General features: G+C 68.9%; 9 protein-coding genes, 1 tRNA gene and 1 pseudogene. 6 read left to right on the forward strand and 5 right to left on the reverse strand.

The features are described from left to right. Positions 1-84: 84 nt before the first annotated feature. The 3 genes from pepN to ACZ43N_RS08820 all read left to right on the forward strand — a co-directional run bounded on the left by pepN (position 85) and on the right by ACZ43N_RS08820 (position 5643). Complete coding sequence (pepN, locus tag ACZ43N_RS08810; RefSeq protein ID WP_468096041.1) at positions 85-2589, forward strand: aminopeptidase N; 2505 nt, start codon at positions 85-87, stop codon at positions 2587-2589. A gap of 187 nt (positions 2590-2776) precedes the next feature. Beyond that, positions 2777-4192, forward strand: coding sequence for a pyridoxal phosphate-dependent decarboxylase family protein (locus tag ACZ43N_RS08815; protein ID WP_468096043.1), 1416 nt, complete (start codon positions 2777-2779; stop codon positions 4190-4192). Further along, positions 4189-5643, forward strand: a complete 1455-nt coding sequence (locus ACZ43N_RS08820) for a lysine N(6)-hydroxylase/L-ornithine N(5)-oxygenase family protein (protein ID WP_468096044.1) — start codon at positions 4189-4191, stop codon at positions 5641-5643. The genes ACZ43N_RS08815 and ACZ43N_RS08820 overlap by 4 nt, the downstream gene beginning before the upstream one ends. 104 nt (positions 5644-5747) lie before the next feature. On the opposite strand, the gene ACZ43N_RS08825 is transcribed toward ACZ43N_RS08820, so the two are convergent. Further along, entirely contained in the window at positions 5748-7556 is a 1809-nt protein-coding gene (locus ACZ43N_RS08825; protein WP_468096046.1) for a bifunctional metallophosphatase/5'-nucleotidase, read from the reverse strand. A 184-nt stretch (positions 7557-7740) separates the two neighbouring features. On the opposite strand from ACZ43N_RS08825, the gene ACZ43N_RS08830 reads away from it, so the two are divergent. Continuing rightward, positions 7741-8448 (forward strand): SIMPL domain-containing protein, encoded by a 708-nt coding sequence (locus tag ACZ43N_RS08830; protein ID WP_468096047.1) that lies wholly within the window; start codon positions 7741-7743, stop codon positions 8446-8448. A gap of 133 nt (positions 8449-8581) precedes the next feature. Further along, positions 8582-10021, forward strand: a complete 1440-nt coding sequence (gene pyk / locus ACZ43N_RS08835; RefSeq protein WP_468096048.1) for a pyruvate kinase — start codon at positions 8582-8584, stop codon at positions 10019-10021. A 3-nt stretch (positions 10022-10024) separates the two neighbouring features. On the opposite strand, the pseudogene ACZ43N_RS08840 reads toward pyk, so the two are convergent. Together ACZ43N_RS08840 and ACZ43N_RS08845 are read right to left on the reverse strand one after the other, a co-directional pair. Continuing rightward, a pseudogene (locus ACZ43N_RS08840) lies at positions 10025-10812 on the reverse strand (helix-turn-helix domain-containing protein). A gap of 83 nt (positions 10813-10895) precedes the next feature. Continuing rightward, a tRNA-Leu gene (locus tag ACZ43N_RS08845) sits at positions 10896-10978 on the reverse strand. Positions 10979-11070: 92 nt separating this feature from the next. Between ACZ43N_RS08845 and ACZ43N_RS08850 the strand changes: the two genes are divergently transcribed. Continuing rightward, entirely contained in the window at positions 11071-11727 is a 657-nt protein-coding gene (locus tag ACZ43N_RS08850) for an ANTAR domain-containing response regulator (protein ID WP_468072663.1), read from the forward strand. A gap of 78 nt (positions 11728-11805) precedes the next feature. Here ACZ43N_RS08850 and ACZ43N_RS08855 read toward each other — a convergent pair whose 3' ends face one another. After that, positions 11806-12522: an ABC transporter ATP-binding protein gene (locus ACZ43N_RS08855; protein WP_468096049.1), complete on the reverse strand. Its 717-nt coding sequence runs from the start codon at positions 12520-12522 to the stop codon at positions 11806-11808. Further along, positions 12519-13409: an ABC transporter ATP-binding protein gene (locus ACZ43N_RS08860; protein WP_468096051.1), complete on the reverse strand. Its 891-nt coding sequence runs from the start codon at positions 13407-13409 to the stop codon at positions 12519-12521. Before ACZ43N_RS08860 ends, ACZ43N_RS08855 begins: the two co-directional genes overlap by 4 nt. Position 13410 lies beyond the last annotated feature (1 nt).

Genomic DNA, 13410 nt, shown 5'->3' on the forward strand with positions numbered 1-13410 from the left:
CACGACCGGGCACGCGGCGCATACGACCGGACATAGGTGGCGTACCCGGCCCGCCCCTGTCCCGTGCCCGGGGCATCAGGCAGCATGTCCCTCATGTCCGTACTGACGCGCGACGAAGCGCAAGCCCGTGCCCGGCTCCTCGACGTCCACCGCTACGAGATCACCCTCGACCTCACGCGCGGCGACGAGACCTTCGACTCCCGTACCGTCATCCGCTTCACCGTACGGGGAAAGAAAAAGGCCGCGGACACCTTCGTCGAGCTCAAGCCCGCCGACCTGCGCTCCGTCACCCTCGACGGCGAACCCCTCGACCCCGGGACCCTCGACGGCAACCGCCTGCCGCTCACCGGCCTCACCCCGGGCGAACACGAACTGCGCGTCGACACCGCCATGCGCTACTCCCGCACCGGCGAGGGCATGCACCGCTTCACCGACCCCACCGACGGTGAGACCTACGTCTACACCCAACTCTTCATGGACGACGTCCAACGCGTCTTCGCCGCCTTCGACCAACCCGACCTCAAGGCCGTCTTCGACCTGACCGTCACCGCCCCCGAAGGCTGGACCGTCCTCGCCAACGGCATCACCGCACAGCACGACGACGGCACCTGGCGCGCCGCCACCACCCCCCTCATCTCCACCTACCTCGTCGCCGTCGCCGCCGGCCCCTGGCACTCCGTGCGCACCGAACACCGCGGCCTGCCCTTCGGCATCCACTGCCGCCGCTCCCTGGCCCCCTACCTCGACACCGACGCCGACGAAATCCTCGACGTCACCCGCGCCTGCTTCGACCGCTACCACGAGAAGTTCGAAGAGCCCTACCCCTTCGACTCCTACGACCAGGCCTTCGTCCCCGAGTTCAACGCGGGCGCCATGGAGAACCCCGGACTCGTCACCTTCCGCGACGAGTTCGTCTACCGCTCCGCCGTCACCGACACCGAACGCCAGACCCGCGCCATGGTCATCGCCCACGAGATGGCCCACATGTGGTTCGGCGACCTCGTCACCCTCAAGTGGTGGGACGACATCTGGCTCAACGAGTCCTTCGCCGAATACATGGGCTACCAGACCCTCACCGAAGCCACCCGCTTCACCGACACCTGGGTCGACTTCGGCGTCGCCCGCAAAGCCTGGGGCTACGACGCCGACCAGCGTCCCTCCACCCACCCTGTCGCCCCCGAGAACGTCGACGACACCGCCGCCGCCCTCCTCAACTTCGATGGGATCTCCTACGCCAAGGGCGCCTCCGCCCTGCGCCAACTCGTCGCCTGGCTCGGCGAGAAGGACTTCCTCGCCGGCATCAACGCCCACTTCACCCGCCACCGCTTCGGCAACGCCACCCTCGCCGACTTCATCGACAACCTCGCCGGCGCCACCGAACGCGACGTCCACGCCTGGGCCGACGCCTGGCTGCGCACCACCGGCGTCGACACCCTCACCCCCAAGGTCACCCGCGGCTCAGACAGCACCTACACCCTCACCGTCGACCACACCGGCAACCGCCCCCACCACATCACCGTCGGCATCTACGACCAGGACCACGGCGACGACCAGGGCCACCTCACCCTCCGCGAAAGCCTCGCACTCGACATCCCGCAGACGGGCGAACAGCCCATCGGCAAACGCCCCGCCCTGCTCCTCCTCAACGACGCCGACCTCACCTACGCCAAGGTCCGCTTCGACCCCGACTCCTTCACCACCGTCACCGGCCACCTCAGCGGACTCCCCGGCCCGCTCACCCGCGCCGTCGTCTGGAACGCCCTGCGCGACGCCGTACGCGACGCCGAACTCCCGCCCACCGCCTACCTCGACGCCGCCCGCACCAACCTGCCCCGCGAGACCGACCTCGCCATCGTCCAGGGCGTCCTCACCTTCGCCACCACCCAGGTCGCCGACCGCTTCCTCACCCCCGAGCAGCGCCCCGCCGGCCTGACCACCCTCTCCGCCCTGTGCCGCGACCTCATCCGCCGCACCGAGGACGGCGACAACCCCGGCCTGCGCCTGACCGCCGTACGCCACTTCATCGACGTCGCCGCCCACCCCGACACCATCGCCGCCTGGCTCGCCGACGGCACCGTCCCCGGAGGCCCCGAACTCGACCCCGAACTGCGCTGGCGTGTCCTCGGCCGGCTCGCCGTCCTCGGCGCCGTCGACGCCCACGCGATCGCCGAGGAACTGGAACGCGACCCCAGCGCCACCGGCCAGGAAGGCGCCGCCCGCTGCCGGGCCGCCCTCCCCGACCCGGACGCCAAGCACGCCGCCTGGGAGGCGATGTTCACCACCGACGACCTGTCCAACTACCTCTTCACCGCCACCGCCCAGGGCTTCTGGCAGCCGGAACAGGAAGAACTCCTCCAGCCGTACGTCGACCGCTACTGGGCCGACGCGGTGGCCGTGGCCGCCAGGCGCGGACCGGCCATCGCGGAGGCCGCCGGACGCTGGGCGTTCCCCGTCCACGCCGTGGACGCCCAGACACTCGGCCTCGGGGAGCGGTGCCTGGAGGACGACGAACCGATCCCGGCGCTCCGACGGAAACTGGTCGACCAACTCGACGACCTGAAGCGCGCGCTGAAGGTGAGGGGCGTGTAGCGCCGCCCCCGAGAGGTGCGGGGACGGCGCGACCCGCCGCACACGCCCGGCGGCCGGGGCGACCACTGTGCCGAACAGCGCTCCCCGCACCCCCACTTACCACTTTCGGGTTCGATGCGTCAGCTTTTCCGGACACGCACTCCATCCGCGTACAAGATGGAAATCTCACGCGTCCCGGAGGACCCCCATGCCCACCCCGCCCCTCGCCTCAGGCCCCCAAGGCCCCGACGCACTACGGCCGTTGGTCGACACCGTGCTCGGCGCCCTACGGGACGGCAGCGAAGCGAGGGGCGGCCCACTGCCCGCCGGCGGACCCGAAGCAGTCGCCGCAGCGGTACGGGACGCGCTCGGCGACCCGCTGCCCACCGCAGGGGACCCACAGGCCCTCCGGCGACTGGTCCACGCCCTCGCGGCCGGCACCGCCGACCCCGCCGACCCCCTGTGCGCGGCTCACCTGCACACCCCGCCCCTGGCCGTCGCCACCGCCGCCGACCTCGCCGCCTCCGTACTGAACCCGTCACTGGACTCCTGGGACCAGGCCCCGGCCGCCTCAGCCCTCGAAGCCCTCGTCACCCGCGCCCTCGCCGCCGAGACCGGCGCGGCCGACGCCCTCGTCACCACCGGCGGCACCGAGTCCAACCAACTCGCCGTCCTCCTCGCCCGTGAGGCCCACACCGGAGTACGGCTCATCTGCGGAGCCAACGCCCACCACTCCCTGCCCCGCGCCACCTGGCTCCTCGGCCTGCCCGAACCCGTCGTCGTCCCCACCCCGGCCGGCACCCTGGACCCCGCCGCCCTCGACCACGCGCTCACCCAGCTCCAAGGGCCCCTCCTCGTCGCCGCCACCGCCGGCACCACCGACGCCGGACTCATCGACCCACTGCCCGACATCGCCGACCTGTGCACCACCCACGGCGCCCGCCTCCACATCGACGCCGCCTACGGCGGAGGCCTCCTCTTCAGCGCCCGCCACCGCCCCCGGCTCACCGCCCTGGACCGCGCCCACACCATCACCCTCGACCTGCACAAACTCGGCTGGCAACCCGTCGCCGCCGGACTCCTCACCGTCCGCGACGCATCCGACCTCGCCGTACTCGGGCACCGCGCCGACTACCTCAACGCCGACGACGACACCGAAGCCGGCCTCCCCGACCTCCTCGGCCGCTCCCTGCGCACCACCCGCCGCCCCGACATCCTCAAGATCGCGGCCACCCTCAAAACCCTCGGCCGCGGCGGACTCGGCACCCTGGTCGACCAGGTCTGCGACCTCGCCCACGAGTTCGCCGCACTCATCGACGCCCACCCCGGCTTCGAACTGTACGACCGGCCCACCATCAGCACGGTCCTGTTCCGGCCCGCCCGCGCCGGCGACGACACCGTGGCCGCCGTCCGCCGAAAACTCCTGCACGACGGCCGGGCCGTCCTCGGCCGCGCCACCCTCGACGGCCGGCTCTGGCTCAAGACAACCCTGCTCAACCCCCACACCCGGCCCGGCGACCTCACCACCCTCCTCGACCTCGTGGAACGCACCCTCCTCGACCTCGTGGAACGCGCCGACCCCGCCGCAGCCGCGGACCTCCCCGAAGGACACACCCCGACATGAGCACGACCCCAACCTCCCCGAACCCAGCCCCCGGCACCCCGAGCCGCGAACCCGACGCCCCCCGCGACATCGTCGGAGTGGGCATCGGCCCCGCCAACCTCTCCCTCGCCGCCCTCGCCCACCCCCTCGCCGCACTCGACGCCGTGTTCTACGAACAACGCCCCGGCTTCGACTGGCACCCCGGCCTGCTCATCGAGGGCGCCACCCTCCAAGTCCCCTTCCTCGCCGACCTGGTGACCCTCGCCGACCCCGTCAGCCCCTGGTCGTTCCTCAACTACCTCAGAAGCCGCGACCGGCTCTTCCCCTTCTACTTCGCCGAGCGGTTCCACATCCAGCGCGCCGAATACGACGCCTACTGCCGCTGGGTCAGCGAAAGCCTCCCCGGCCTCCACTTCGGCCACCGCGTCGACTCCGTACGGTGGAACCCCGAACGAAACCTGTTCGAGATCGACGTCACCCGGCTCGACGCCCACGGCGACGCGGCACTCGACCGCACCTACACACGCAACGTCGTCCTCGGCGTCGGCACCGAACCCCACGTGCCCGAACCCCTCAAGCCTCTCGTCGAAGCCCCCGGCGTCCCCGTCATCCACGCCGCCGACTACCTGGACGCACGCGACCGCCTCCTCGCCGCCGAACACGTCACCGTCATCGGCGCCGGCCAGTCCGGAGCCGAGGTCTTCCTCGACCTCCTCCGCCACCGGCCCGCCGGCCGCGAAAGACTGCACTGGCTCGGCCGCACCGAGGCGTTCTCCCCCATGGAGTACTCCAAGCTGGGACTGGAGCACTTCACCCCCGACTACACCCACTACTTCCACGCCCTCGCCGAATCCACCCGCGACCGGCTCGTCACCACCCAATGGCGACTCCACAAGGGCATCGGCACCGACACCATCGCCGCCATCCACGACGAGCTCTACCGCCGCACCCTCGACGGAGGCTGGCCCGACACCGTCCTCACCCCCGGCGTCCACGTCCGCACCGCCGGCCGCCTCGCCACCACCAAAATCGAACTCCACCTCGAACACGCCGAGCAGGGCACCCGCACCCGCCTCACCACCGACGCCGTCGTCCTCGCCACCGGCTACCGCGAACGCCCCCTCGACCGCGTCCTCGCCGGCCTCGACCCCTACATCCGCCGGGACAGCCACCGGCGCCCCCGCGTCGACGAACACTTCCGGATGAAGCTCGACCCGTCCATCACGGCCTCCGGCTGCCACGTCTACATCCAGAACGCCGAACTCCACACCCACGGCGTCGGCGCCCCCGACCTGGGCCTCGCCGCCTGGCGCAGCGCCACCATCCTCAACACCCTCACCGGCAAGCAGACCTACCCCCTGCCGAACCGCACCGCCTTCACCACCTTCGGCCTCGAACCCCGACCCCACATCCCCCGAGCCAGGGACGAGAAAACCGCCGGCCCGCTGACCCCCCTGGCCGACGTGCGCTGACCACCACCGGAACGGCCACGGCACACACACCGAACGGCGCCGGCGCACCACCAGGCGCCGACGCCGTTCGACCTGTCACTCCCGCGAGGCGGAAAGCCGCCCTCCTAGAAGACCGGCGTACCGTTCCGCGTCAGCTTCCAGTCCACCGACGCGAACTGAGCCGGGTCGATCGACCCCTTCGCCTTCACCCACGCGATCATCGTGTTACGGATCTCGTCCGAGTTCGACCACAGCATCGGCGCCGCCGCCACATGCGGGAAGTTGCCGCCACCGTTGGCCCGGTAGTTGTTCACCGCGAACACGAACTTCTGGTCGTCCGCCAACGGCGCACCCTCGAACCGCACGTTCCTGATCCGCGAACCGGCCGGCTGCGCGATGTCGATCTCGTACGACAGACCACTCACCGCGTCATAGTTGTAGTCCGGCGTCCCGTTCGCGTTCGTCAGCTTCGCCGGATCCACCACCGCGTCCGGCGCCGTCTGCACGAAATAGTTCGCCGAGAACTCCAGATACGCCTTCATCTGCGCACCCGTCATCAAACGCGCCTCCAGCGTGTTCTCGAAGACATACAAACCGGCCACATCACGGATGGTGACGTTCCCCGCCGGAATCACCGCCGTGCGGGAGAACGCGGCGGCCTGCGACAGCACCGGCAGCGACCCGTACTGCGAGGAGGCCAGCGCCTGCTTCACCGTGTCCGCCTGGATGTGGTTGATCAGATCGATGATCGGGACGTCCTTGTACGACGCCTCCACCGACCTCATCTCGGCGGCATTCGTACCGATCACCTGGTTGACGTACGCCACGACCTTCTCGTGCTCGTCCGACAACAGCTTCACGATCTCCGGGTCCTCCTCCACCGTGTTGGAGTTCAGAACCTGCGCACCGACCTTCTCCACCTTCCAGCAGCCCCGGCTCCACACCAGCTCGAAGTCGAACAGCGTCAGCCGCTGCCCCCACTTGAGCGGCTCCGACAGCACGACCTGCTTCCCGGTCTCCTTGTTCGTGACGAAGTACTCCGGGATCTCCGTGTGCGCGTGCCCCACCAGGATCGCGTCGATCCCCGGCACGTGCTCCGCCACCAGACCCGCCGCGTTCTCGATGTACGGCAGCTGGTCACCGTACGACGACGTCCCCGACGAACCACTGTGCGCCGACACGATGACCACGTCCGCGCCCATCGACCGCAGCTTCGGCACCCACTTCGCCGCCTGCTCCTCCAGACCCGGGAACGTCATCTTCCCCTGCACGTTCGCCTTGTCCCAGATCGCGATCCCCGGGTTCGTCAGACCCAGCACCGCCACCTTCACCTCACGGCCGCACGGCGTCCGCAGCCGGTGCATGCTGAACGGCGGGAACGCCGGGCGCAGCGTCTTCGCGTCCAACGCGTTCGCCCCCAGCAGCGGGAAACGACACTGCTCCTGGAACTTCCGCAGCACCGGAATGCCGTAGTTGAACTCGTGGTTCCCGAGCGCCGCCGCGTCGTAGTCGATCGCGTTCATCGCCTGCGCCATCGGGTGGACCGGACCGCCCTTGGCCGTGATCGGGTCGACCTTCGCGTAGTAGTACGACAGCTGCGTGCCCTGAATGGTGTCACCGGCGTCGATGAGGAGCGTGTTGCCACGCCCCTTCTCCTTGCGCACCCGGTTCACCAGCGTCGAGATCTTCGCGAGACCGACGTCGTTGTGGGCCTTGTCGTCGAACTCCTTGTCCGTGAAGTAGTCCCAGTTGAAGACATTGCCGTGCAGGTCGGTCGTCCCCATCACGGTGAAGCGGTACCGCTTCGGGGCCTTCTCCTGGCCGCCGGTCACCTCGGCCGCCTGCGCGTTCGGCGCCATGGCCGAACCGGCGATGGCCACACCGGCACCGGTCACGGCTGACTTCTTCAGGAACTTCCGGCGGTCCAAGGCCATATCGGTACTCCTCGCGAGGAACGGGATCTCAACGCGCGTAGACAGAGGAACGAGAAAAAGGCGCCACACGCGATAACGCGCGTAGATTCTGACCCGTACATTCCACACAGCAACAGACCCCCCAGGTTGCGATCTGATGACCGACCCCCACCGCAACCGGACCCGCGGTGACAGAGTGGGACGTATGACCAACAGCCCAGCGCAACCCCACCCCACCCCCGTCCCCTACGGCACCCCCGAAGCCCCCCGCATCGCCGTCCGCGGAGAAGCCCACCTCGAAGTCGACCCCGAGATCGCCCGCATCGGCATCACCATCACCTCCCGAGGCAAGGACCGCCGCACCGCCCTCGACGACCTCACCCGCCGCAACAACACCGCCCTCCACCTCGTCAAAAGCTACGGCGACGCAGTCGAACACCTCGAAACCGGCGCCTTCTCCCTCACCCCCCACCTCAAGGAGAAAGGCCGCGGCGAACGCGTCCACGCCTACCACGGCCACGTCCACCTCACCGCCGCACTCACCGACTTCACCGCCCTCGGCGAACTCACCACCCGCCTCGCCGACCTCGACCTCACCCACGTCGACGGCCCCTGGTGGACCCTCCGCCCCGACTCACCCGCCCACCGCGAGGCCCGCCAGAAAGCCGTACAGGAAGCCGTCCAACGCGCCCGCGAATACGCCGAAGCACTCGGCACCACCCTCGCCGCCCTCATCGAACTCTCCGACCTCGGCGCCGAAACCCCCGAACCCCCACGCCCCGCCGCCTACGCCCGCACCATGGCCTACGCCACGGAAGACGCCGCACCGGCCCCCCTCGACCTCCAACCCGAACGCCAGCACATCCACGCCCAGGTCAACGCCCGCTTCACCATGCTGCCGCCCACACTCTGAACGACCACCCGCCACGCCCGGAGCAACGGCTTCAACCCTTGTTGACCACTTGTCAAATACCCTTCACCCCAAGGCCGTTGAGCAGCCACACGCCACCAGGTCGCTACCAGCGGGTAAGCCATAGGCTCGAACCATGCGCCGAGCAAAGATCGTCTGCACCCTCGGGCCCGCCACCGACTCATACGACCAGATCAAGGCACTGGTCGAAGCCGGAATGGACGTAGCCCGCCTCAACCTCAGCCACGGCGACCACGCCGAACACGAGGAGCGCTACCACCACGTCCGCAAGGCCGCCGACGAAACCGGCCGCAGCGTCGGCCTCCTCGCCGACCTTCAAGGCCCGAAGATCCGCCTCGGCCGCTTCGCCGAAGGCCCCGTACTCCTCGAACGCGGCGACACCTTCACCCTCACCGTCGAACACGGCATCGAAGGCAACCACGAGATCTGCGGCACGACCTACGACGGCCTCCCGGCCGACGTCACAGCCGGCGAGCGCATCCTCGTCGACGACGGCAAAGTAACCCTCGCCGTCACCGCCGTCGACGGCCCCCACGTCCACACCGAGGTCATCGAAGGCGGCATCGTCTCCGACCACAAGGGCCTCAACCTCCCCGGCGTCGCCGTCTCCGTCCCCGCCCTGTCGGACAAGGACGAGGACGACCTCCGCTGGGCCCTGCGCACCGGCTTCGACATCATCGCCCTGTCGTTCGTGAGGTCAGGGAAGGACATCGACGCCGTCCACCGCATCATGGACGAGGAGGGCCGCCGGCTCCCCGTCATCGCCAAGGTGGAGAAACCCCGGGCCGTCGACGCCATCGACGACATCGTCGCCGCCTTCGACGGCATCATGGTCGCCCGCGGCGACCTGGGCGTCGAAATGCCCCTGGAACAAGTCCCCCTGGTCCAGAAACGCGCCATCGCACTCGCCAGGCGCAACGCAAAACCGGTCATCGTCGCCACCCAGATGCTCGACTCGATGATCCACAACTCCCGCCCCACCCGCGCCGAGGCCAGCGACGTCGCCAACGCGGTCCTCGACGGCACCGACGCGGTGATGCTGTCCGGCGAGACCAGCGTCGGCAAGTACCCGGTCGAGACGGTCCGCACCATGAGCCGCATCGTGGCAGCGGCCGAACAGGACATGCTCGCGGACGGCCTCCCACCCCTCACCGAGCACAACAAACCCCGCACCCAGGGCGGCGCCGTGGCCCGCGCCGCCGCCGAGATCGGCGACTTCCTCGGCGCCAGGTTCCTCGTCGCCTTCAGCCAGTCCGGCGACACCGCCCGCCGCCTGTCCCGCTACCGCTCCCCGATCCCCCTCCTCGCCTTCACCCCCGACCCGGCCACCCGCTCCCAGCTCAGCCTCACCTGGGGTGTGGAGACGTTCCTCGGACCGCGCGTCGAATCCACGGACGCGATGATCGGCCAGGTCGACGAGCTGCTGCTCCGGTACGGCCGCTGCGAGAAGGGCGACACGGTCGTCATCACAGCCGGCTCCCCACCGGGCATCGCGGGCACCACGAACCTGGTCCACGTCCACCACATCGCCGAGGACGACGCACTGAAGGGGTAGGGGTCAGTGCTTGGGCCCGACCTGAGTGTCCATGAGGGCGACCGAGGCTTTGCGGGCGACGGAGATGTTGAACGGATTGCCGTTGCGTGTGCACTGTGTCCACTCGACACCGAGCTTGTCGAGGGTGTCGGTACAGAGCTGCCGGATGTCGTCCGACTTGTTGGTGAAGAAGTACCGGGGTACTCATAGCGCTTGCGCACACCGCCGACGAGGCGGGTGGTCCAGTTGGTGATGCGGCAGCCGTCGGAGTGGACGAGTCCGCGGACGAACTCCCAGGGGTGGGCGTCGACGATGGCCTGCTGCCAGGGTTCGAGGACGATGCGGCGCTCGTGCTTCTTGCCGGGGCCGTGCTGGGGGAACAGGCAGGACAGGTGCTTTGAGTAGACCTTGATGTTCTGGCATCCCGTGCGCTGGAGCCGGTGAACGCCGTTGTTCGGGAAGACGGCTCGCATGGCGGCTTGGGTCTCGTCGGCGATCCCCGGCCATGCGTCGGCACAGGCGATCACGAGGCTCGGTACTCGGTGTCCCGAGTAATGGCTGATATGGCCGTCCCCCAGGTACTGGCCGAGCAGATAGGAGTACGCGGCCGGGTCCAGGTGGCGCCCGTGGCAGCGGGGGCAGGCCGGATCATGGGAGCCGGGACACTCGCCGCGCTTGGCGCGGTCCACGTGCTTCCAGTAGCCGATCGTGCCCAGGGGGACATTGAGTGTTCGTGCCACATCTGCGTTTTTCGAGCCGCTCCTGAGGAGCGTGAGTGCCCGCTGTCGTACTTCTGTGCCGTGGAAGTCCATGCGGCTACTCTGCGTCACTGATCGCGAACGCGTGCAGCAAAAAGCGGATGTTCACGAGAACGTGGACATCCGCTTCGGTCGAGTACCGGGTGCGGGATTCGAACCCGCAAGCCCTCACGGGCAGAGGTGTTTGAGACCTCCGTGTATACCGTTCCACCAACCCGGCCGGTGCTCCGGAGAGTGTACCGGTTCTCCGAGCTGCGCCGCAGCTAGGTACCCTCTTGTCAGCAGTACCCCTGCCCTGAACAAGGAGCCCCCGTGACCGCCCCCGAGTCGCCCCAGCCCCTCGACGCGCCCGACGACGACAAGTCGCACGTGCCTCCGCTGACGACCCGTGTCGTCATCGCCGAGGACGAGGCGCTGATCCGCCTTGACCTCAAGGAGATGCTCGAAGAGGAGGGCTACTCCGTCGTGGGCGAGGCCGGTGACGGCGAGCAGGCCATCGAGCTGGCCCGCGAGCACCGGCCGGACCTGGTGATCCTGGACGTGAAGATGCCGAAGATGGACGGTATCTCCGCGGCCGAGAAGATCGCCGAGGAGCGTATCGCCCCGGTGCTGATGCTGACCGCGTTCTCGCAGCGCGACCTGGTCGAGCGGGCGCGGGACGCCGGTGCGATGGCGTACCTGGTGAAGCCGTTCAGCAAGAGCGATGTCGTGCCGGCGATCGAGATGGCGGTGTCGCGGTTCACGGAGCTGAAGGAGCTGGAGAAGGAGGTCGCCGACCTGACGCTCCGGCTGGAGACCCGGAAGCTGGTGGACCGGGCGAAGTCGATCCTTCAGACGGAGTACGGGTTGACGGAGCCGGCGGCGTTCCGGTGGATCCAGAAGACGTCGATGGATCGCAGGATGTCGATGCAGCAGGTCGCGGAGGCGGTCATTCAGGACGCCGAGGAGAAGAAGGCCGCGAAGGGCTGACGGCGGCCCCGTACGTACGAGGAGGCCCGCACCCCCTGTGACAGGGGGTGCGGGCCTCCTCGTGTGCGGGTTGGCGGGCTAGTCCTCGCCGAGGTACGCCTTGCGGACCGATTCGTCGTGCAGGAGGTCGGAGCCCGTGCCGGAGAGGACGATCTTGCCGATCTCCATGACGTGGCCCTGGTCGGCGAGGGAGAGCGCCGCCTGGGCGTTCTGTTCGACGAGCAGGATGGTGGTGCCCTGGGACTTCAGCTCGGCGATCGTCGACATGATCTTCTGCATCATGATCGGCGAGAGGCCCATGGAGGGCTCGTCGAGCATGAGCAGCTTCGGCTGGGACATGAGCGCGCGGCCCATGGCCAGCATCTGCTGCTCGCCGCCGGAGAGGGTGCCCGCGGCCTGCTTGCGACGTTCGCCCAGGATGGGGAAGAGGTCGTAGGCGCGCTGGATGTCCTTCTCGATGCCGGGCTTGTCGCTGCGCAGGAAGGCGCCGAGGCGGAGGTTGTCCTCGATGCTCATGCGCGGGAAGATGTGCCGCCCCTCGGGGGAGTGGGCGAGTCCCAGCGAGACGATGTCGTGTGCGGGGACCTTCTTCAGCGATTTGCCGTTGAACTTGATCTGGCCGCCGACGGGCTTGAGGAGCCCGGACAGGGTGCGGAGCGTCGTGGTCTTGCCGGCGCCGTTGGTGCCGACGAGGGTGACGACTTCGCCCGCGTTGACCTTGAAGGAGATGCCTTTGACGGCTTCGATCTTGCCGTAGGCGACCCGGAGGTCCTCGACTTCGAGCAGTGCGGTCATCGGTCGTTCTCCTTGCCGGGCGCGGCGTCGGTGGCCTCGGCGTGTGCTTCGGCGGCTTCGACTTCCGCGACCTCGTCCTTGCCGGGGGCGTCTTCGAAGGGTTCGCCGAGGTAGGCGGCGACGACGCGTTCGTCTCCCTGGACGGTGGCGCTGTCGCCCTCGACGAGCTTCTCGCCCTGGACGAGGACGGCGACGCGGTCGCAGAGGTTGAAGATGAACCGCATGTCGTGCTCGATGACGAGGACGGCGATGCCCTTGTCGCGGATGGCGAAGACGAGTTCCTCGGTGGCCCGGGTCTCCTGGGGGTTCATGCCGGCCGTGGGCTCGTCGAGGAGCAGCAGGCCGGGCTCGCTGGCGAGGGCGCGTGCGATTTCCAGCTTGCGCTGTTCGCCGTAGGGGAGGTTGCGGGCGAGGTGGTCGGCCTTGTTCTCCAGGCCTACGAACTCCAGGAGTTCCATGGCGCGTTCGCGGGACTTGGCCTCGGCCTTGTGGAAGCTGGGCAGTCGCAGTACGGCTGACCAGAAGCCTTCCTTGGTCCGGGTGTGGCGGCCGACGAGCACGTTTTCCAGGACCGTCATGTTCGCGAACAGGCGGATGTTCTGGAAGGTGCGTGCGATGCCGGCCGCGGTGACCTTGAAGGACTTGGGGGGCAGGATGTTGCCCTTGTAGCGGACTTCGCCTTCGGTGGGGATGTACAGGCCGGTGAGGCAGTTGAAGAAGGTGGTCTTGCCGGCGCCGTTGGGGCCGATGAGGCCGACGATTTCGCCGGCGTTCACGGTGAAGTCGACGTTGCGGACGGCGGTGAGGCCGCCGAAGCGCATGGTGACGCCGCGGGCGTCGAGGACCGTCTGGCCCGTGGTGCTCGGGGTGATGGTGTCAGTCGTCATG

The organism is Streptomyces sp. NPDC030814 (genome assembly GCF_055572155.1).